Source organism: Delftia sp. RIT313, assembly GCF_000632165.1.
In the GTDB taxonomy this organism is placed as follows: Bacteria; Pseudomonadota; Gammaproteobacteria; order Burkholderiales; family Burkholderiaceae_C; genus Comamonas; species Comamonas acidovorans.
On the sequence record NZ_JFYT01000043.1, the window covers coordinates 44,076 to 63,320 of the forward strand.

General features: G+C 68.5%; 20 protein-coding genes and 1 tRNA gene. 8 read left to right on the top strand and 13 right to left on the bottom strand.

Annotation, left to right across the window (positions count from 1 at the left end; all coding sequences use genetic code 11):
* Positions 1-62: 62 nt before the first annotated feature.
* A complete protein-coding gene (locus tag BW39_RS11770) occupies positions 63-764 on the bottom strand; it encodes a helix-turn-helix domain-containing protein (protein ID WP_043821889.1) in 702 nt (233 codons plus the stop codon).
* Positions 765-850: 86 nt separating this feature from the next.
* On the opposite strand from BW39_RS11770, the gene BW39_RS11775 reads away from it, so the two are divergent.
* The 3 genes from BW39_RS11775 (at position 851) to BW39_RS11785 (ending at position 4,322) form a co-directional block, all read left to right on the top strand.
* Positions 851-2,221 (top strand): AmpG family muropeptide MFS transporter, encoded by a 1,371-nt coding sequence (locus BW39_RS11775; protein WP_442854784.1) that lies wholly within the window; start codon positions 851-853, stop codon positions 2,219-2,221.
* 104 nt (positions 2,222-2,325) lie between these two features.
* Positions 2,326-3,087, top strand: coding sequence for a response regulator transcription factor (locus BW39_RS11780; RefSeq protein WP_043821893.1), 762 nt, complete (start codon positions 2,326-2,328; stop codon positions 3,085-3,087).
* Between the two features lie 8 nt (positions 3,088-3,095).
* Entirely contained in the window at positions 3,096-4,322 is a 1,227-nt protein-coding gene (locus BW39_RS11785) for an ATP-binding protein (protein WP_013800196.1), read from the top strand.
* Positions 4,323-4,337: 15 nt separating this feature from the next.
* Here BW39_RS11785 and BW39_RS11790 read toward each other — a convergent pair whose 3' ends face one another.
* Together BW39_RS11790 and BW39_RS11795 are read right to left on the bottom strand one after the other, a co-directional pair.
* On the bottom strand, positions 4,338-4,775 hold the full coding sequence (locus BW39_RS11790) for a hypothetical protein (protein ID WP_043821895.1): 438 nt from the start codon (positions 4,773-4,775) through the stop codon (positions 4,338-4,340).
* Between the two features lie 374 nt (positions 4,776-5,149).
* Positions 5,150-6,040 carry a LysR family transcriptional regulator gene (locus BW39_RS11795; RefSeq protein WP_235264200.1) on the bottom strand — a complete coding sequence of 297 codons (891 nt, stop codon included), beginning with the start codon at positions 6,038-6,040 and terminating at the stop codon, positions 5,150-5,152.
* A gap of 110 nt (positions 6,041-6,150) precedes the next feature.
* On the opposite strand from BW39_RS11795, the gene BW39_RS11800 reads away from it, so the two are divergent.
* Complete coding sequence (locus BW39_RS11800; RefSeq protein ID WP_043821898.1) at positions 6,151-7,539, top strand: MFS transporter; 1,389 nt, start codon at positions 6,151-6,153, stop codon at positions 7,537-7,539.
* Complete coding sequence (locus BW39_RS11805; protein WP_043821900.1) at positions 7,511-7,930, top strand: hypothetical protein; 420 nt, start codon at positions 7,511-7,513, stop codon at positions 7,928-7,930. Before BW39_RS11800 ends, BW39_RS11805 begins: the two co-directional genes overlap by 29 nt.
* A gap of 22 nt (positions 7,931-7,952) precedes the next feature.
* Here BW39_RS11805 and BW39_RS11810 read toward each other — a convergent pair whose 3' ends face one another.
* Genes BW39_RS11810 through BW39_RS11825 form a run of 4 tightly spaced genes read right to left on the bottom strand, consistent with a single transcriptional unit; the run spans position 7,953 to position 12,323 of the window.
* On the bottom strand, positions 7,953-8,906 hold the full coding sequence (locus BW39_RS11810) for a glycosyltransferase family 32 protein (protein ID WP_043821902.1): 954 nt from the start codon (positions 8,904-8,906) through the stop codon (positions 7,953-7,955).
* A complete protein-coding gene (locus BW39_RS11815) occupies positions 8,903-9,940 on the bottom strand; it encodes a glycosyltransferase family 2 protein (RefSeq protein ID WP_043821904.1) in 1,038 nt (345 codons plus the stop codon). The genes BW39_RS11810 and BW39_RS11815 overlap by 4 nt, the downstream gene beginning before the upstream one ends.
* Positions 9,937-11,058, bottom strand: coding sequence for a glycosyltransferase (locus tag BW39_RS11820; protein WP_043821905.1), 1,122 nt, complete (start codon positions 11,056-11,058; stop codon positions 9,937-9,939). The genes BW39_RS11815 and BW39_RS11820 overlap by 4 nt, the downstream gene beginning before the upstream one ends.
* Positions 11,055-12,323 carry an O-antigen ligase family protein gene (locus tag BW39_RS11825; protein WP_043821907.1) on the bottom strand — a complete coding sequence of 423 codons (1,269 nt, stop codon included), beginning with the start codon at positions 12,321-12,323 and terminating at the stop codon, positions 11,055-11,057. The genes BW39_RS11820 and BW39_RS11825 overlap by 4 nt, the downstream gene beginning before the upstream one ends.
* Before the next feature lie 131 nt (positions 12,324-12,454).
* Here BW39_RS11825 and BW39_RS11830 point away from each other — a divergent pair, with 131 nt between their 5' ends.
* Positions 12,455-13,321: a capsular polysaccharide synthesis protein gene (locus BW39_RS11830; RefSeq protein WP_043821909.1), complete on the top strand. Its 867-nt coding sequence runs from the start codon at positions 12,455-12,457 to the stop codon at positions 13,319-13,321.
* A gap of 31 nt (positions 13,322-13,352) precedes the next feature.
* On the opposite strand, the gene BW39_RS11835 is transcribed toward BW39_RS11830, so the two are convergent.
* The 4 genes from BW39_RS11835 to radA all read right to left on the bottom strand — a co-directional run bounded on the left by BW39_RS11835 (position 13,353) and on the right by radA (position 16,483).
* Entirely contained in the window at positions 13,353-13,562 is a 210-nt protein-coding gene (locus BW39_RS11835; RefSeq protein ID WP_012202256.1) for a zinc-finger domain-containing protein, read from the bottom strand.
* 35 nt (positions 13,563-13,597) lie between these two features.
* The gene (locus BW39_RS11840; protein ID WP_034397818.1) at positions 13,598-14,536 is read right to left on the bottom strand and encodes a branched-chain amino acid transaminase; all 939 of its coding nucleotides are present in this window, start codon (positions 14,534-14,536) and stop codon (positions 13,598-13,600) included.
* A gap of 44 nt (positions 14,537-14,580) precedes the next feature.
* The gene (locus tag BW39_RS11845; RefSeq protein WP_012202254.1) at positions 14,581-15,018 is read right to left on the bottom strand and encodes a hypothetical protein; all 438 of its coding nucleotides are present in this window, start codon (positions 15,016-15,018) and stop codon (positions 14,581-14,583) included.
* Positions 15,019-15,097: 79 nt separating this feature from the next.
* Positions 15,098-16,483, bottom strand: coding sequence for a DNA repair protein RadA (radA, locus tag BW39_RS11850; protein WP_043821911.1), 1,386 nt, complete (start codon positions 16,481-16,483; stop codon positions 15,098-15,100).
* Between the two features lie 143 nt (positions 16,484-16,626).
* Here radA and BW39_RS11855 point away from each other — a divergent pair.
* A tRNA-Met gene (locus BW39_RS11855) sits at positions 16,627-16,703 on the top strand.
* A 68-nt stretch (positions 16,704-16,771) separates the two neighbouring features.
* Here the strand turns inward: BW39_RS11855 and BW39_RS11860 are convergent.
* The gene (locus BW39_RS11860; RefSeq protein WP_043821913.1) at positions 16,772-17,584 is read right to left on the bottom strand and encodes a siderophore-interacting protein; all 813 of its coding nucleotides are present in this window, start codon (positions 17,582-17,584) and stop codon (positions 16,772-16,774) included.
* Positions 17,585-17,680: 96 nt separating this feature from the next.
* On the opposite strand from BW39_RS11860, the gene BW39_RS11865 reads away from it, so the two are divergent.
* Complete coding sequence (locus BW39_RS11865) at positions 17,681-18,121, top strand: MarR family winged helix-turn-helix transcriptional regulator (RefSeq protein ID WP_012202251.1); 441 nt, start codon at positions 17,681-17,683, stop codon at positions 18,119-18,121.
* Here the strand turns inward: BW39_RS11865 and alr are convergent, their stop codons facing one another.
* Positions 18,122-19,225, bottom strand: coding sequence for an alanine racemase (alr, locus tag BW39_RS11870; protein ID WP_034397810.1), 1,104 nt, complete (start codon positions 19,223-19,225; stop codon positions 18,122-18,124).
* Between the last annotated feature and the right edge of the window lie 20 nt (positions 19,226-19,245).

Sequence of the window (19,245 nt, forward strand, 5' to 3'; positions counted from 1 at the left end):
TGCGCCGGGCGCGGCAGGGCATTTGTCGAGAAACGCTCGTAGTCCGGAGGACTGTGAACGGGCTAGCCGCGCAGTTGCCGCGCCGTCACGCCCCGGTCGCGCCGCAGCGCATAGGCCAGGGCGCTGGCCGAGGCATAGCCGCAGCGCAGCGCCGTGGCCTCCAGGGGCAGGCCCCGCGCCAGCCCGCGCTCGGCCGCATCCAGGCGCAGGCCGCGCAGCCAGGCCTGGGGCGGCTGGCCCGCCAGCTCCACGAAGCGCGCGTGAAAGCGCTGGGCGCTCATGTGGCACAGGGCGGCCAGCCGGGCCGTGGGCCAGTCCTCGTGCAGCGCGGCCTGCACCTGCGCGGCCAGCCCTTGCAGGTCCAGCCCCCGGCGCGCCAGCAGGCCGGGCGCCTGCAGCACCTGGGCCAGCTGCTCTGTGGCCGGGCCTTCCGACTCCCGGCCGCGCAGGGCCGGTGGCACGGAAAAGCGCCGCATCCGGTCCAGCCCCGGGCCGCTGGGCGCATCGATGACGAACACGCGCGAGCGCGGCGCCGCCAGGTAGCCGTGGTCCACGCCGGCGGGGATGAGCATGCCGCTGACGGCGTCCACAAAGGCGCTGCGCCCGCCCACCTCCAGCTCCATGCGGCCCTGCAGCGCATAGAGGATCTGCGCATGGCCGTGGGCGTGGGCCTGGTGCTCGCCGCTGTAGCTGCGCACCGAGCTGTGCGGCGCGAAGGCGGTATCGGTGGCATCGCTGTGGAGGGAAGAGAGGGTGTAGGCCATGGCGGCATCCTGTGCCCGCGATGGTAGCGCGCGCCAGTCCGCGCCACCATGGGCCCGATAATGGCCGCAGCCTGCCGCAGCCCAACATGACCGAGCCGTCCACCACCACCTCCTCCGCCCCTTCCACCCCCACTGAAGCGCCCCGCCGCAGCTGGGCCCAGACCCTGCGCGTCTATGCCGAGCCGGCCAGCCTGCGCATGCTGGCCCTGGGTTTTTCGGCAGGCCTGCCGCTGCTGCTGGTGCTGGGCACGTTGTCGTTCTGGCTGCGCGAGGCCGGCGTGGACCGCACCACCATCGGCTACCTGAGCTGGGTGGGCCTGGCCTATGCCTTCAAGTGGGTCTGGTCGCCGCTGGTGGACCGCATGCCGCTGCCGCTGCTCACGCGCTGGCTGGGGCGGCGGCGCGGCTGGCTGCTGTTCGCGCAGATGCTCATCGTCGCCGGGCTGTGCGGCATGGCATTCAACGATCCGCGCGTCTCTCTCACGCCGCTGGTGTGGTGCGCGCTGGCCGTGGCCTTCGGCTCGGCCACGCAGGACATTGCGCTGGACGCCTACCGCATCGAATCTGCCGACACCGAGCGCCAGGCCGCGCTGGCCGCCACCTACCAGACCGGCTACCGGCTGGCCATGATCTGGGCCGGCGCCGGCGTGCTGTGGCTGGCCGCCCGCGCCGAGGTGGCGGGCACGGCGGGCTACCAGAGCGGCGCCTGGCAGGTGGCCTACCTGGCCATGGCCGCCTCCATGTCCGTGGGCATGCTGACCGTGCTGCTCTCGCCGGAACCGGTGCCACGCCCGCTGGCGCCTGCCCGCAACGCGGCCGAGTGGCTGCACAGCGCGCTGGTCGAGCCCTTTGCCGACTTCCTGGGCCGCTACCGCTGGCAGGCGCTGCTGGTGCTGGGCCTGATCGCCATCTACCGCATCAGCGACGTGGTCATGGGCATCATGGCCAACCCCTTCTACGTGGACATGGGCTTCACCAAGGACGAGGTGGCCGCCGTGACCAAGGTGTACGGCGTGATCATGACGCTGGCGGGCGCCTTCCTGGGCGGGGCGCTGGCCATGCGCTGGGGCGTGATGCGCGTGCTGATGCTGGGCGCCGCGCTGTCGGCCGCCACCAACCTGCTGTTCGCCTGGCTGGCCACGCGCGGCCATGACGTGAATGCGCTGGTCTGGGTGGTGAGCGCGGACAACCTGGCCGGCGGCATCGCCTCGGCGGCCTTCATCGCCTACCTGTCAGGGCTGACCAATGTGCAGTACTCGGCCACGCAGTACGCGCTGTTCAGCTCCATGATGCTGCTGGCGCCCAAGTGGCTGGCCGGCTTCTCGGGCGCCTTTGTCGATGCGCATGGCTACGTGAGCTTCTTCCAGGCCACGGCCCTGCTGGGCCTGCCCGTGCTGGTGCTGATCGCGCTGGCCTCGCGCGTGCATGCGGTGCGGCCCGCGCAACGCGGCAGTTGAGCGGCTGGCCGCAGGCTGCGCTGTTTTACCGAACTTTACGCAAGCGACAAGCACGGCTGACGGGGCGCTGCGAGCATCGTCGCAATACGACGCCAGGCCCCAGCATGAATACACTGCCCTCCATGAGTACGCACCATCTTCTGATGATCGAAGACGACACCCGCCTCGCGCAGATGGTGGGTGACTACCTGGGCAACAACGGCCTGCAGGTCACGCACATGGGCGACGCCCGCAGCGGCCTGGAGCAGCTGCAGCCCGCCGACGGCGTGCCGGGCGCCGACCTGCCCGACCTCGTCATCCTCGACCTCATGCTGCCCGACATGGACGGCCTGGAGGTCTGCCGGCGCATCCGCGCCCTGCCCGGCCCCGCAGCCCAGGTGCCGGTGCTGATGCTCACGGCCAAGGGCGACCCCATGGACCGCATCATCGGCCTGGAGATCGGCGCCGACGACTACCTGCCCAAGCCCTTCGAGCCGCGCGAGCTGCTGGCGCGCATCCGCGCCATCCTGCGCCGGCGCGGCGGCGGCGGCGAGGGCTCGGCCGCAGGCCAGCCGACCACGGCACTGCGCTTCGGCAGCCTGGAGATCGACCGCGACGCGCGCAGCGTCACCGTGGCGGGCCAGCCCTGCGAGCTGACCTCCTACCAGTTCGACCTGCTGGTCACGCTGGCCGAGCGCGCGGGCCGCGTGCTCACGCGCGACCAGATCATGGAGGCCGTGCGAGGCCGCGAGCTGGAGGCCTTCGACCGCTCCATCGACGTGCACATGGGCCGCATCCGCGCCGCCATCGAGGCCGACCCCAAGGCGCCCAAGCGCATCCTCACGGTGCGCGGCGTGGGCTACGTCTTCGCCAAACAACAAGACTAGCCAAGCGAATGAAGCTGCTGTCCCTCTTCTCCCAGCGCCTGTACCTGCGCATCTGGCTGGCCGTGGTCGGCGGCGTGGCCGTGCTCACGCTGACGGTGGCCTGGGCCTGGCAGATCGCGGCCGAGCAGAACGCGCAGAACGTGCAAAGCGCCAGCTCGCCGCCCTCGCGCGACGTGGCCATGCGCGATGCGGACGGCAAGGTCATCGCCCAGGGCCGCGCCCGGCGCCTGCCCGGCCCGCCCGAGGAGGGCCTGCGCTTCGAGATCGAGGGCACGGACGGCCAGACCTACATGCTGCACATGGCGCCGCGCCCGCCGCGCGGTGACCGCCCGCCGCACGACGGCGCAGCCGCCTTCTGGCTGCGCCCGCCCTTCGGCTTTCTGTGGCTGCTGGGCCTGGTGGGTGTGGCCGTGGCCGTGGGCGTGTTCCCCATCATCCGCCGCCTGCTCAAGCGGCTGGAGAACCTGCAGCGCGGCGTCAAGCGCTTTGGCGAGGGCGACCTGTCGGTGCGCGTGCCCGAGCACGGCAGCGACGAGGTGGCCGACCTGGCCCACCAGTTCAACGCCGCCGCCGCGCGCATCGAGACCCTGGTGACCTCGCACAAATCGCTGCTGGCCAATGCCTCGCACGAGCTGCGCTCGCCGCTGACGCGCATCCGCATGGGCCTGGAATTCATGGGCGACGACCCGGCCAGCGCCCGCGCGCGCGCCGAGATCCAGCGCAACATCAGCGAGCTGGACCAGCTGGTGGACGAGATCCTGCTGGCCAGCCGGCTGGAGACCTATGAGGGCGACGTGGGCACGATCGAGCCCGTGGACCTGATCGGCCTGGCCGCCGAGGAATGCGCACGCGTGGATGCCGACCTGGACCTGCAGTCCACCGACGCGCTGGAAGTGCCCGGCATCTCCAAGCTGCTGCGCCGCGCCGTGCGCAACCTGCTGGAGAACGCGCGCCGCTACAGCCAGGGCGCCATCACGCTGGAGCTGGCACGCCAGGACGCCATGGCCGAGATCCGCATCTGCGACCATGGCCCCGGCGTGGCGCCGGCCCACCGCGAGCGCATCTTCGAGAAGTTCTTTCGCCTGCCCGGCGCCAGCGAGCGCTCGGGCGGCGTGGGCCTGGGCCTGGCCCTGGTGCGCTCCATCGCCCAGCGCCACGGCGGCAGCGTGCACTGCGAGGGCCGCGCCGACGGCCAGCCGGGCGCCTGCTTCGTGCTGCGGCTGCCGCTGGCCTGAGCTGCCGCCTGCGGCTCAGCCGCGCCGGTGCTGCCACTCCACACGTTCCACCAGGTCCCTGAGCAGGTCGAAATGCCAGCGGGTGCGCTTGAGCAGGCGGCCGTAGCGCGAGCGGGGGAAGCGGTAGGCGCCATCGGCCAGCTCGATGGCGCAGGCCGCCAGGTGCCACTGCTGCTCGAACGCCTGGTGGCTGTCCGGCGGGTCGGCGCGCATGCGGCGTATGTGCGCCAGCGCCAGCTCCACCGCGCATTCCACGTCGAACTGGCGGGCCTTGCGGTCAGGCTTTTTGCCACAGACCTCGGCCAGGGTGACCAGCCGCCCCTCGATGACGACCAGACAGACATGCATGGCCTGCCAGGCGCTGGGCCAGTCGGAAGGCCTTGCGGCTTGCGGCCGCTTGGGCAACGGCTGCGCCTGCACTGCCGCGTCGGCAGTGTTTTTGCGGGATGTCATGGGGTCAGCCCTCCTGATAGAAAAGAGGGCTGGAAGGGGCAAGCGCAGCGCTGGGGCTGGCAAGGATGGGGAAGGTCATGGTCTGTTTTCCTACGAGATCACAGAAAACCACCGGTTGAGTTTCTACGCACAACAGGTGGGCGTGGTGGTTAGAAACACGTCCGTAGCCGTGCGGGCGTCCTTGCGGATAGCCCCCACCACGCCCGAAACCATGCGGACAGGCGCAAGCAAATGCGCCAATCCGACGAGATAAGGCATGACAAAGCCCCGCTTTAAGGTGGGGGCTGCAACCTAACGGAAGGTGTTTCTACGCACCGGGCCTTTCGGCTTGCGGGCAGTTTAACGGGACCAGAGCGGGCCGGCCAGCCGCGCGCTCAATCCCGGCCCAGGTGCTCGCACAGGAAGTCGATGAACACACGGGTCTTGCGCGGCAGGTGGCTGCTGTCGGGAAAGACCACGCTGATGGGCTGGGGCGGCAGGGCGTGGTCGGGCAGCACGCGCTGCAGCACGCCGTCGGCCAGGTCGTCCTCCACAAACCACGCAGGCAGCACGGCCACGCCCAGCGAGGACCGGGCCAGGGCGCGGATGGCGGTGGAGGAGTTGGATTGGTGGGCCGCCCGGCCCACCACGTCCACGCCCTGGCCACCGGCAGTGCGCAGCGTCCAGGCCGTGGGGTGGGTGAGGTTGCTGTTGGCAATCCAGGGCAGGTCTGCCAGGTCTTCGGGCCGGCGCACGGGATGGCTGCGCAGGAAGGCGGCCGAGGCCACCAGCACGATGTCGTAGCCGGCCAGCCTGCGGCTTTTGAAGCTGGAGTCCGCCAGGTGGCCCAGGCGCACGACCAGGTCCAGCTTTTCGGCCACCAGGTCGCTCAGTGAAGAGTTGACGTCATAGGCCACCGAGATGCCCGGGTAGCGCTCCAGAAAGGCCGGGATCAGCGGAAGAATGTACTTCTCCCCGTATTCGCTGGTGGTGCTGATGCGCAGCCGGCCCGCGATGCGGTTGCCGCTGTGCATGGCGTTGTCGAAGGCGCTGCCCACGTCGCGGACGATGCCCTTGAACTCGTCGTAGAACTCCCGCCCGGTTTCCGTCAGGGCGATGCTGCGGGTGTTGCGCACCAGCAGGGCCACCGACAGCGCCTCTTCCAGCGCCTTGACGTGCAGGCTGGCCATGGCCTTGCTGATGCCCAGGAAGTCCGCCGCCCTGGTGTACGAGCCGAAATCCACCACGGCCAGAAACGTCTGCGCGCGGTGGAGCAGCGTGTGCATGGCCGTGCTTGTGGGGGTCATTGTTCAATCCAGTCAAACAAAGAGTCCAGCATAGCCCCATCGACGTGGCCGCCCGCGCTCTTTAGTCTTGCCCCTCCTGAAAGCGCAAGATGACATACCGATACCGCCTGGCCACCGTTTTCCTGATGGGTTTCTTCGTCGACTGCATCAACATCTTCATGCCCGCCGTCGCGCTGCCCACGATTGCGGCCGAGTTCCATGTGGGCATCTCGGCCGGGGCCTGGGTGGCCAATGCCTACATGCTGGGATTGACGCTGGCCATTCCCCTTGCCCCCTGGCTGGCCGACCGCTGGGGCGCGCGCGGGCTGATGGCGGGCTCCATGCTGGCATTCGCCCTGGCCGCCTGGGCCTGCGGCGAGGCGGGCAGCTTCGGCCAGCTGGTGGGCTGGCGCTTCATCCAGGGCATGGCGGGCGGCCTGGTGATTCCCGTGGGCCAGGCCCTGGCCTTCAACCGGTTCCAGGGACCGGAGCGCGCGCGTGTCTCCACGCTGGTCATGGCCGTGGCGCTGATCGCACCGGCCCTCTCGCCCTGGCTGGGCGGGCTGATCGTGGACCACGGCTCCTGGCGCTGGGTGTTCCATTCCAATATTGCGCTGGCCCTGGCCGCCGCAGGCCTGGCCTGGCTGTGGGTGCGCGATGCACCGGCCACGGCCCGGCAGCGGCCGGACCTCAAAGGCCTGGTGCTGGTCAGCGCCGCGCTGGCCGCCTGGCTGCTGGGCATGTCGCTCTATGGCGCAGGCCAAGGCTCGGGCCAGGGCCTGGCGCTGGCCTGGCTGGGCATGGCGGCGGGCCTGGCCTTCACGGTGCTGTATGCCATCCATGCCCGCAAGACGGCCCACCCCATTGTGGAACTGCAACTGCTCAAAAGCCCGCGCCTGCGCATGTCGGTGGCCGTCTACCACGCCATTCCCGGCGTGTTCACGGGCGTGAACCTGCTCAACATCTTCTACCTGCAGGACATGCTGCACCTGAGCGCGCAGGCCACAGGCCGATTCATGATGGTCTACGCCGGCGGCGCACTGGTGTCCATGCTGGTGGGCGGCCGGCTGTACAACCGCGCGGGCGCACGGCCCCTGTTCATCGCCAGCATGGTGCTGCACAGCCTGGGCATTGCGGCGCTGGCCGCCGTGGCAGCCCCTGCCGACCCCTGGCTGCTGGCGGCCGCCTACGGGCTGATGGGCCTGGGCGGCGGCCTGGGGGCCAATACCGCGCAGACGACGGCGCTGCTGGACTTCGAGGGCCGGCAGACGCAGCAGGCCAGCGTGATCTGGAACCTCAACCGGCAGATGGCCTTCAGCGTGGGCGCCGCGTTTTTCCTGATGGTTTTCAACACGCTCGCCACCCGCCTGGACGCAGGCCGGGCCTATCACATGACGTTTCTGATCGCATCGCTGGCAGGGCTTGTGCCCCTGCTGCAACTGCGATCGCTGCACACCCTCAAGGACCACCATGCAAGACAACAAGCCCATCGACCGTGACATTGACATCGGCATCGCCGAACGCAGCATCCATCAGGTGCACAAGCTGATCCACACCGTCTTCACCCAACCAGCGGGCGCACAGGCCGCGCTGCAGGCGCTGATGCCGCAGTTCAGCCCGGAGTTCAGCATGGTGACCACCGCAGGCAGACTCGTCGGCCTGGACGATGTGGAACAGATGTTCCGGCGCGCGGCCGGCCAGCGGCCAGGGCTGGAGATATGCGTCTGCGACATGCAGCCCGTATGGCGGGACGCGGCCGGCCTGGCCATGCGCTACTTGGAAACCCATCGCCTGGACGGCGTGGAGACCTCGCGCCGATCAGTCGTGATCCTCAAACGTGCGGGCCAAGGGGTGCTGTGGCATTACCTGCATGAGACGGCCCTGGGCTGATGGCCCAGACCGCGCTCGCCGCTCAGCCCCGCAGGTAGCGGTCGGCGATGCTGCCGGGCACGTAGAGGCCGCGCTCCAGGTAGAAGTCCAGCTTCTTGCGGTCGGGGGCGCGCAGCTTGATCAGCGGCACGGGCGCCTGTTCGGTGCGGGAGAACATCAGGCGGATCTTGAGCGGGGTGCGGCCCCAGTTACCCTGCACGTGCAGGAAGAAGGGGCCGTCCTCGGCCTTGGCCAGCCGCAGGCGGTAGCTGCCGCCGGCGCGCAGCACGCGCTGCATGGCCAGGTGCATGCTCAGGTAGGCGGGCATGTCTATGCCCTGGCGCAGTTGCTCGTATTCGCAGGCCTGCTGGAGCTGGGCGATATAGGCCTCGCCCGTCTGCGGCAGGACCTGCTCCACGTATTCCTTGTGCAGTGCGGCGATGAAGGCGCTGCCCGGGGGCGCGGCCATGAGCCAGTTCTCGACCACGGGCACCTGCGGGTCGCGGGTGTAGCGCTCCAGGTAGTAGGCGACGAGGTCGGCGCCGCTGCGCTGCTGCTGCTCCAGCAGCCAGTCCAGCGGCTCGGTGAGGATGGTGCTGGCATCCAGCCAGATGCCGCCGTGGCGGTGCAGCAATTCCAGCCGCAGCCAGTCCGAGCGCTTGGCCACGGGCAGCTGCTGCAGGTTGCCGGGCAGTTGCGGCACGTATTGCGGCAGTTGCGCGTCGTTGAGGATGCGCAGGCTGTAGCCGGGGTTCAGGCGGGCCCAGTTGTCAAAGCAGCGCTGTATGAGCAGCGGCACCGAGTCGCCGTTCCAGTAGGCCCAGATGATGCGGGGTATGGGCGTGGAGACCGGCACGGGCGCCGCAGGCCCGATGTCATGGCTGCGGAAGTCGGGCGCGGGGCCCTGCTCCAGGCGGCGTGCGAAGGTGGCATAGAAGCGGCGCATGCCGGCCGCCAGCCACAGCTCGCCCCGGGTTTTCAGTTTCAGGCCGCTCATGCAGGGGCTCCCGGTGTTCCCAGCTGTTGCGCGCGGCGCTCCCAGCTGCGCAGCTTCCATGCGCGCAGCCACCAGCCGCGCCGCAGATAGGCCTGGCGCAGGGCCGGCAGGGACAGCGGGGAGATGCGGCCGAAGTCCGCCAGGAACTGCTGCGCCAGCGCCTGCCGCTGCGCGGGCGGCATGTCCCGCTGCCGGTCGAGAAAGCGCAGGGCGCCGATGAGGTTGCGCGCGGCCTGGTGCGCCCAGGCGAAGTGCAGGCGCCCGTCGTTGCGCAGCGCATCATCCTGCAGGGCTTGCACGGCTTGCGCCAGGGGCCACAGGGCGGCGGACTGGTCTGCCGCCTTGGCAGGCGTCATGGACGCGAGGATGGAGTTGGCACGCTGCCGGTAGGCCACCCAGGGCTGGGGGTGGTAGTAGAAGCTGCTGCAGCGCAGCGCCATCTGCGGCATGGTCATCATGTCTTCGAAGTAGCGGCCTGCAGGAAAGCGCAGGCCCGCATCCCACAGGCTGCGGCGCGAGATCTTGGACCAGGCATGCAGCTGGCCCGTGCGCAGCAGGCCGGCCAGCAGGGCACCCCGGTCCTGCGAGCGCTGCAGCGTGGGGCCCTGGAAGCTGTGCCGGTGCGCCTCGCCGCGCAGGCGGTGCTTGAGGCGCGGGGCCTCGCGCCAGACGGAGAAGTCGCAGAGCACGGCATCGGGCGCATGTTGTTTCACGATGGCCGACAGCCCGGCAATCGCACCGGGCAGCAGCTTGTCGTCGGAGTCCAGGAACCACAGGTAGTCGCCCGTGGCCGCATCGATCATGGTGTTGCGCGCCGCACTCAGGCCGGCGTTGCGCTCGTGCTGCATGAGCTGCAGGCGGCCGGGCCAGCGCTGGTCCAGCTGCTGCATCAGGGTCCAGGAGCCATCGGTGGAGCAGTCGTCCAGCACCAGCACCTGCACGCCGGCATCGGCCTGGTCCATGACGGACTGCAGGCATTCCTCCAGGTAGGGCAGCACGTTGTAGACGGGCACCAGGATGCTGAGCCAGGTCACGGACGCTCCCCCTGCAGCAGGCGTGCGAACAGGTCTTCGTACTGGCCGGTCATGCGCTGCAGGCTGTAGTGCGACAGGGCTTCCTGCCGCGCAGTGGCGGCCATGCGCACGGCGGCCTCGTCATCCTGCAGCGCCTGCTGCAGGGCGTCGGCCAGCGATTCAGGGTCGGCGTGCGCGGCCAGCAGGCCGTTATCGCCGGGCCGCACCACTTCCTGCACGCCCACCACGCGGCTGCCCACCACCACGCAGCCCGCCGCCATGCCTTCCAGCAGGGACAGGGGCATGCCCTCGTAGTGCGTGGACAGCACGCAGACGCGGTGCGCACGCAGCAGGCCGGGCACGTCGTTGCACATGCCGATGAATTGCACCTGGTCCTGCAGACCCAGTTCGGCGCTGAGCCGCTGCGCCGCCTGCTGGGCGCGCGCCTTGCCGCCGCCGGCCAGGGTCAGCGTGGGCTTGAGGCCGCGCTGGCGCAGCACGGCCAGTGCGCGCAGCAAGGTGGCATGGTCCTTTTGCCGCGCAAAGCGCGCGGCCATGACGATGTCCGGCCGGCGCTGCAGCAAGGGGGTCGGCTCCTGCAGATAGGGCTCGGGCCGGATACCGTTGCTGATGGCCATCAGCTTGGCTGCAGGAAAGCCGCGGTCCTGCAGGCTCTGGCGCACGCCCTCGGAGCAGCCGACGATGGCGGCCGTGCGCTCGGTCAGCCACAGGGCCTGCGCCAGCCGCCAGCGCGTGTAGCGCTCGCGCGAGTTGTGTTCCACATGCACCAGGCAGGGCACGCCGGCCCACAGCGCGGCAAAGCGGCCCCAGAGGTGGTCGCTGAACCCATGGGCGACCACGATGTCCGGCCGGAAGTCCAGGCAGATGCGGCGCAGTTGCCATACGGTGGCGGCATGGGACCAGCCGGCGACCACGTCGACATCGATGCCGCCGTCGCGCAGCTTCTGCACGCGTTCATCGGACGTATTGCGCTTGCGCCGAAGCACCAGCCTGGCGTCGAAGCGGCCCGACGCGCGGTGCGCGGACACCAGATCCACCGCCACCTGGGTGGCACCCGAGAAGCCGCCCGTCACGAAGTGCAGCACCCGGGGCCGGGCGGTGGTGGCGCGCTCCGTCACCGCACGGCTCCGCTGGCCCTTTCCAGGCCATGCAGCGATGACCACAGGGCCACCACGAGGAAGACGAAGAAGACGATGCCGCTGTTGTGCACGAAAAATTGCTGTGACATGCCGAACGCCAGGTACATGGCTGGCATCAGGCTGCCCAGGATACGCAGCAGCAGGGCCTCGCGCCAGGGGGTGCTGTCCGCAGGCCACAGCGCCATGCGCCGCCGCGAGGGCCAGAACAGCCATAGCAGCGAGATGAACAGCGCTGCCTGCAGCAGAACGCCCGGCACACCGAGCTTGACCCAGATGTCCAGGAAGTCGTTGTGGATGAAGTTGTATTCGCGGATGGACTGGCCATAGCTGCCGGCGTCCACGCGCCGGTGCATCTCGTCCACATAGCCCTGCATGCCCCAGCCCAGCAGTGGCTTCTCGCCGATCATCTGCACGGCCAGCCGGTACTGCTCCAGCCGGGTGCCCAGCGAGGTATTGGAGTTGCCGGCATGAAGGTAGGTGCTCACATCCAGGTAGACCTCATCCACGCGCTCGCTGACGCGCGGGATGAAGGCCATCACGGTGGCCAGCGCCACCAGCAATGCGGCGCAGCCCAGCAACAGGCGGCCGAAGTACTGCGGACGGTACATGCGCACCAGAATCGTCAGCATGAAGAACATCGGCAACAGCGCCAGCCACCCGCCGCGCGAGCCCGACAGCAGCGAAGCCAGCGCCCCCAGCGCGGCGGCCGCCAGCACCAGCAGGCGCCAAAGCAGGGAGCGCTGGTGCCAGAAGGACATGGCATAGATGCAGGAGAAGCAGCCCAGCAGCAAGGCCATGTTGCCCCACTGGATGGCATTGGTGTAGCCCGTGGCCCGCTCCATGCCCAGCACCCAGACCTGCCACAGGGCCATGAAGCCCGCGCCTGCGCTGCCCAGTGGAATGCCCCACAGGAAGATCCGCGCCGTGGGCGGGTAGCACATGGCAAACAGCAGGCTGACGGCGCCCAGGATGAACTTCACGGGGCGGTCGAACTGCCCGGTGCCCCCGTCCAGCACGGACAGGTGGTACCACATCACCGCCATGCCCATGAACAGTGCAACCAGCAGCCAAGTGCCAGGTGACTGCCTGTACCGGACCCAGCGGGGCAGAAAACACAGGGCGCCCAGGGCCATGAGGCCCGCGCCATAGGAATAGCCCGAGCGCAGCCACAAGGCCAGCCCGGGCACCAGAACAGCTGCCAGGGTCGTGAGGACTCCTGGCAGCTTCGACTTGTCAAATCTCATCAAGACCGCAACTTTCTGCCCCAAAATGCGGGCATTCCGCTTTCCATCCGCTCATGAAAAAAATTCCTGCGGTCTTATTCAGGCTGCTCCATCGCTGGGCGGCGCCTTCCAAAATCGGCGCAGATTACACCATGCCTGCGCCCTTGCAGCTGCCCCCATCGCCCCCGGCAGCCGATGGTCTTGCAGCGGAAATCCCGAAAACGATCTGGACGTACTGGAACCAGTCCGGCCTGGATCCCTTCGTCCAGCAGTGCGTGGACAGCTGGCGGCGGCAGTGCCCGGATCACCAGGTCATCGTCGTGACGCCTGAGAACCTGGGCCAGTACGTCGCCCTCGGCGACCTTCCTGCGGCGTTTGCCGAACTCCATCCCACCAAGCAATCGGACTGGCTTCGCCTGTACCTGGTGGCACACCACGGCGGCTACTGGTTCGACGCCACCACGCTGCTGACCGCGCCGCTGGACTGGATGAGCGCCTGCCCCGGCGCAGGCGCTGCCGAGCTGGCAGGCTTCTACCTTGAGGGCTTCACCAGGGACAGGCGCTACCCCGTGATCGAAAGCTGGTCATTCTGCGCTCCGGCCGGCTCGCGCTTTGTATCGGAATGGCAAAAGGAGTTTCACCAGGCGCTGATCGTGGACGGCCCCGAGGCCTATCTGCAGCGCCTGCAGTCGCGGCCCGACGCCGCCGAGGTGCTGCAGGGCATTCCCGATCCAAATTACCTTCTGATCCATGTGACGGCCCAGCAGGTGATGCGGCGCCTGCCCGATGCCCGGCTCACGCTGTTCAAGGCCGAGGACACGGCCTTCTTCTATCACTCTGCCCTGCGCTGGAAGTGGTACCTGCTCTACCCCCAGCTGTGCCTGGCGAAGGCGCCGCAGGTGGCGGCGCCCATCGTCAAGCTGCGCGGCGGGGAGCGGCGCCACTTCACGGACATGCTGGCTTTGCACGGAGGTGCTGCGCCCGGCAGCATCTGGAGCCGCGCGCTGTCGGCGCGCTGAGACACACAAAGCGGGCCGAGGCCCGCTTTGTTCAATGCCCGCCTGCGAAGACTTCGCCGGCTTTCAGGCGGTACAGCGTGCCGCAGTAGGGGCACTTGGCTTCGCCGGTATGGGCCACGTCCAGGTAGACCTTGGGATGGCTGTTCCACAGCTTCATGTCGGCCTTGGGGCTGGGGCAGAACACGCCGCCCTGGGCGTTGAGGTCCTTGGCCGCCAGTTCGACGGTGGCATTCGTTGTCATGCTTGCTTATCTCTTTCGTGGGTCTCTAGGGATGTTCAGACCCGAGTCAGCCAATGGGCGTACTTGGGGTTGCGGCCGTTGACGATGTCAAAGAAGGCCTGCTGGATCTTTTCGGTGAGGGGGCCGCGGCTGCCCGCGCCGATCTCGATGCGGTCCACCTCGCGGATGGGCGTGACTTCGGCGGCCGTGCCGGTGAAGAAGACTTCATCGGCGATGTACAGCTCGTCGCGCGTGATGCGCTTTTGCACCACTTCCAGGCCCAGGTCCTTGCAGATGTGCATCACGGTATTGCGCGTGATGCCGTTGAGCGCGCCGGCCGATAGGTCGGGCGTGTAGACCACGCCGTCCTTGATGACGAAGATGTTCTCGCCCGAGCCCTCGGAGACGAAGCCCGAGGCGTCCAGCAGGATGGCCTCGTCGTAGCCGTCGTCCAGCGCCTCGGTGTTGGCCAGGATGGAGTTGGTGTAGTTGCTCACCGCCTTGGCCTGGCTCATGGTGATGTTCACATGGTGGCGCGTGAAGCTGGAGATCTTCACGCGGATGCCGCGCTGCATGCCTTCTTCGCCCAGGTAGGCGCCCCAGGCCCAGGCCGCGACCATCAGGTGGATGGTGTTGCCCTTGGGGGAGACGCCCAGCTTGCGGTCGCCGATCCAGGTCAGCGGGCGCAGGTAGCACGATTCCAGCTGGTTGGCGCGCACGACCTCGACCTGGGCCTGGTTCACCGCTTCCTGGGTGAACGGGATCTGCATGCGCAGGATCTTGGCGCTGTTGAACAGGCGCTTGGTGTGGTCTTCCAGGCGGAAGATGGCCGTGCCCTGCTCGGACTTGTAGGCCCGCACGCCCTCGAATGCGCCGCAGCCGTAGTGCAGCGTGTGGGTCAGCACATGGATCTTGGCATCGCGCCAGTCCACCAACTGGCCATCCATCCAGATCTTGCCGTCACGGTCGGCCATCGAGGGAACAACGGGGCTCATAGGAACATCCTTGGGGGTATTGAACAGAACACCAACCCGGTATTTTAGGGCGCAGGGGCTGCCTCGGGGGCCGCAGACGCCGGCTCGGGCTCGGGCGTGGGGCGTACCAGGGTCCACTTCATGAGACGGCCACTCTTGAACTCGCAGGTCACATGCGACTGCGTGCCGTCGGTCCAGCGGTAGATCTCGGGCTGCTGGCCCTCCTCGGACAGGCGCTCTCCCAGGGAACGCGTCATGGCCACCACGTGCATCAGCGAGACCTTGGGCTTGAGCTTGACGTTGAGCATGACGGCGCTGCCCACATAGCCCATGGGCCGGTCCGCGGCCTTCCTCATGATGGACATCAGCCGCGTGAAATGCAGCAACAGCCACATCATGATGCCGCCGCCCACGGCGACCACACCCATCCAGCCATAGGACTGGTGCGCAGCCACCAGCAGTACGAGCAGGCCCAGAGGAATCAGGATATTGCGCAAATTCATGGCGCCGATTGTCTTATGGAGGCGCCGCAGGGCCGCTGCGGACAGTGCGTATGCCCCCGCAATGCGCTCGGCAAGCGCGTCAGCCCATGCCTCGGACGATGTTCATGGCCTCGTCCACGCGTTCGACAGCATGAACGGTCAGACCCGGGATGGCCTTCTTGGGCGCATTGGCCTTGGGTACCACGGCCATGGTGAAGCCCAGCTTGGCCGCTTCCTTCAGGCGCTCCTGGCCGCGCGGCGCGGGGCGCACTTCGCCGGCCAGGCCCACTTCGCCAAAGGCGAGGAATCCCTTGGGCAGGGCGCGGCCACGCAGGCTGGAGGTGATGGACAGCATGACGGCCAGGTCGGCCGCAGGCTCGCTGATGCGCACGCCGCCCACGGCGTTGACGAACACATCCTGGTCCGCGCAGGCCACGCCCGCGTGGCGGCTGAGCACGGCCAGCAGCATGGCCAGCCGGTCGCGGTCCAGGCCCACGGACAGGCGCCGGGGCGCGGGGCCGCCCTGATCGACCAGGGCCTGTATCTCCACCAGCATGGGGCGCGTGCCCTCCAGCGTGACCAGCACGCAGGAGCCGGGCACGGGCTCGCTGTGCTGGGACAGGAAGATGGCGCTGGGGTTGGTCACGCCCTTGAGGCCCTTCTCCGTCATGGCGAAGACGCCGATCTCGTTGACGGCGCCAAAGCGGTTCTTGATGGCGCGCACCAGGCGGAAGTTGCTGTGCGTGTCGCCCTCGAAGTAGAGCACCGTGTCCACCATGTGCTCCAGCACGCGCGGGCCGGCCAGTGCGCCTTCCTTGGTCACGTGGCCGACCAGGATCACGGTGATGCCCGTGGTCTTGGCCGCGCGCGTGAGGTGGGCCGCGCATTCGCGCACCTGGGCCACCGAGCCCGGCGCCGAGGACAGCTGGTCCGAGTACACGGTCTGTATGGAGTCGATGACGACCACGGCCGGCTGGGTGGCCTCCATGGTGGCGAGGATCTTCTCAAGCTGGATCTCGGCCAGCACGTTGACCTGGCTGGCCTCCAGCCCCAGGCGGCGCGAGCGCAGCGCGACCTGGGCACCGCTTTCCTCGCCCGTGACATACAGCGTGGGCAGGCCGACGCGGTGCAGCGCGTCCATGGCCTGCAGCAGCAGGGTGGACTTGCCGATGCCGGGATCGCCACCAATCAGCACCACGCCGCCTTCGACAATGCCGCCGCCCAGCACACGGTCCAGTTCCTCGATGCCGCTGGGCGTGCGCGCCACGTCCTGTGCCTCGATGGCCGACAGCGGCATCACGGCCTGGACATTGGCCAGGCCCGCATAGCCCTGGGGCTGGCTGAGCCGGTTCTTGCCCGCGCTCGCAGGCTCGGCAACGGCCTCGATCAGCGAGTTCCAGGCCCCGCAGGCCGGGCACTTGCCCAGCCAGCGCGGGCTGGTGCCTCCGCAGGCATTGCAGATGAACGTGGTTTTGTCTTTGGCCATGGGGTGAGCACTATACCGAGGGGTGGCCGCCGCCCTGGCACGCATGTTTCGCGCCTATCGCAGTTGCGTGACGGAAAGATATCGGTTATAGTTCACTTCTTCGCTGCAGAAAATGCAGTGAAAACGAAATTACTGCGGATTACCGCGCGATGGAGCAGTCTGGTAGCTCGTTGGGCTCATAACCCAAAGGTCGGAGGTTCAAATCCTTCTCGCGCAACCACCACGAAAAAAAGCCCACTTCGGTGGGCTTTTTTTCGTCTGTGCTATCCGTTCTTTTCTCCAGGCAGGTCAGCTCGGATCGTTCAGGTCTTCATGGTGGTCGGCCGTGCCCTGCTTCCAGTAAGAGGCCACGCGCATGCGCTTGGGCGATGCGCCCTTGGCCAGCAGAAGGCGACGCAACTCGGCCATGGCACTGTGCTCGCCCGCCGCCCAGATATAGCCGTCGTCCTGGGGCAGCTCCAGCGCCTGTACGGCGTCGGCCAGCGATTCGACCCAGTCGCAGTCCAGCCGGGCCGTGCTGCTCCACTGGCGGCGGTCGGCCGGGTTGCGCAGCTGCACGCGCACCACGGCGCGGCTGCCGGCGGGCAGCTCGGCCAGGCGCCGCTCGATGGCGGGCATGGCGGTCTCGTCGCCGAACAGCCAATGCCATGGCAGGTTGGCCGAGATCACCAGGCTGCCGCGCGGACCGGCCAGGCCCACCCACTGGCCCAGCGGTGCGGTCAGCGCCCATTCGGTGGCGGGGCCGGCATCGTGCAGCGCGAAATCCATGATGAGGTTCTGGCGCGCGGCGTCGTAGCGCAGCGGCGTGTAGTCGCGCAAGGTGGGGCGCTCGTCCTCCACGAAGGTCGGACGGCCATCGAGCAGCACGGGAAGCGCGGGCAGTTCGCGCCCGGCCTGCGGCAGGATGAGCTTGACGTGGTCGTCAAAGCCGGCGCTCACGAAGTCCTCCAGATCGGGGCCGCCCAGGGTCAGGCGGACAAAGCCGGGGCTGGGCTGCTCGCGCGAGAGCAATTGCACATGGCGGGCGCGGAAGGAATGGCGGACACGCTGGACGACGGGGGCCGGTGTCAGGGCAGAGGTGGCTGGATTGGGCAAGTTCATTGGCGAAACGGCCTGCGACGGCCTAGAATGTTGATTTAGTCCACCAATTCTCTGTCATCCGTTGACTTTGTCAACGTATTTCCACAAGACCCTGCCATGAATGCCTCCCTGCCCGCCGATATCTTCGAGGCCATGCACGAGCTGCTGCACCTGTTCCGCTCGCGCATGCGCGAGGACATGGAGTCCATGGAGCCCGGGCTGACGCCCAACGAGGTGCGCGTGCTGATGTACGTGGGCCGGCACCCGGGCCGCACGCAAAGGGATCTGGTCGACCACAGCCACATGGACAAGGCCCAGCTCGCGCGCATGCTGGCGCAGCTGCAGGAGCAGGGATGGCTGGACCGCGAACCGGACGCCCGCGACCGCCGCGTGCGCTGCCTGAGCCTCAGCCCCCAGGGGCAGGCCCTGTTCGACCGGCTGCGCCAGTCGCGCCAGGCGCTGGCGGCCCGGCTGCTCAAGGATTGGGAGCCCGCCGCGCAACAGCAGTTGATGGCGCTGCTGGAGCGGGCCAGGGACAGCGTGGAAGCCGCGCCCTGATCAATCGACGGTCTTGTTCACGCGCGGCGCGACGGCGCACATGAGTTCATAGCCCAGCGTGCCTGCGGCCTCGGCCACCTCGTCGATAGGCAGCACGGCGCCGTTGCTGGCGCGGCCCCACAGCGTGACTTCGCTGCCCATGCCGGCATCGGGCACGGGCGTCAGGTCCACGGCCAGCATGTCCATGCTCACGCGGCCCAGGGTGCGGGTGCGCACGCCGTTCACCAGCACGGGCGTGCCCGTGCCGCAGTGGCGTGGATAGCCGTCGGCGTAGCCGCAGGCCACGGTGCCCAGGCGCAGGGGGCCGTCGGCCGTGAAGCGCGATCCATAGCCCACGCTCTGCCCCTCGGTCAGTTGCTGCACGCCGATGATGCGCGAGCTCAGCGTCTGCGTGGGCTGCAGGCCCCAGTGGGCCGCCGTGTGCTGCGGATAGTCGGGGGCGCTGCCGTAGAGCACGATGCCCGGCCGCACCCAGTCGCAGCGCACCAGCGCGTCGTCGCCCTGGCGCAGCGTGGCTGCGCTGTTGCCCACGCTGCGCTCGCCGGGCAGGTCGCGCGTGGCGTCATGAAAGCGCTGCAGCTGTGCCGAGATTCCGGGCTGTCCGGCCCCTGCGTCGGCATCGCTGAAATGGGTCATGAACGAGATTTCCTCCACCTGGGGCAAGGCGTTCAGCCGGGCCCAGGCCGCGCGGTATCGCTCGGGCGTGAAGCCCAGGCGGTTCATGCCGGAGTTCATCTTGAGGAAGACGCGGTGGCCGTTCTGCGTCTTGTGCGCGGCCAGCCAGTCGATCTGGGCGTCGCAGTGCACGGCATGCCAGATGGACAGGCGCGAGCACAGCTCCAGGTCGCGCGGCTCGAAGACCCCTTCCAGCAGCAGGATGGGGCCGCGCCAGCCCAGCTGGCGTACGCGTTCCGCCTCGGCCAGGTCCAGCATGGCGAAGCCGTCGGCGCCGCGCAGGGCCTCGAACACGTTCTCGATACCGTGGCCATAGGCGTTGGCTTTGACCACGGCCCACAATTTGGCATCGGGGACCGCCTGCCGCACCCGCTCCAGGTTGTGGCGAAGCGCGGCGGAATGGATGGTGGCAAGAATGGGACGCGGCATGGTTTTCACTCAGTCAGAAG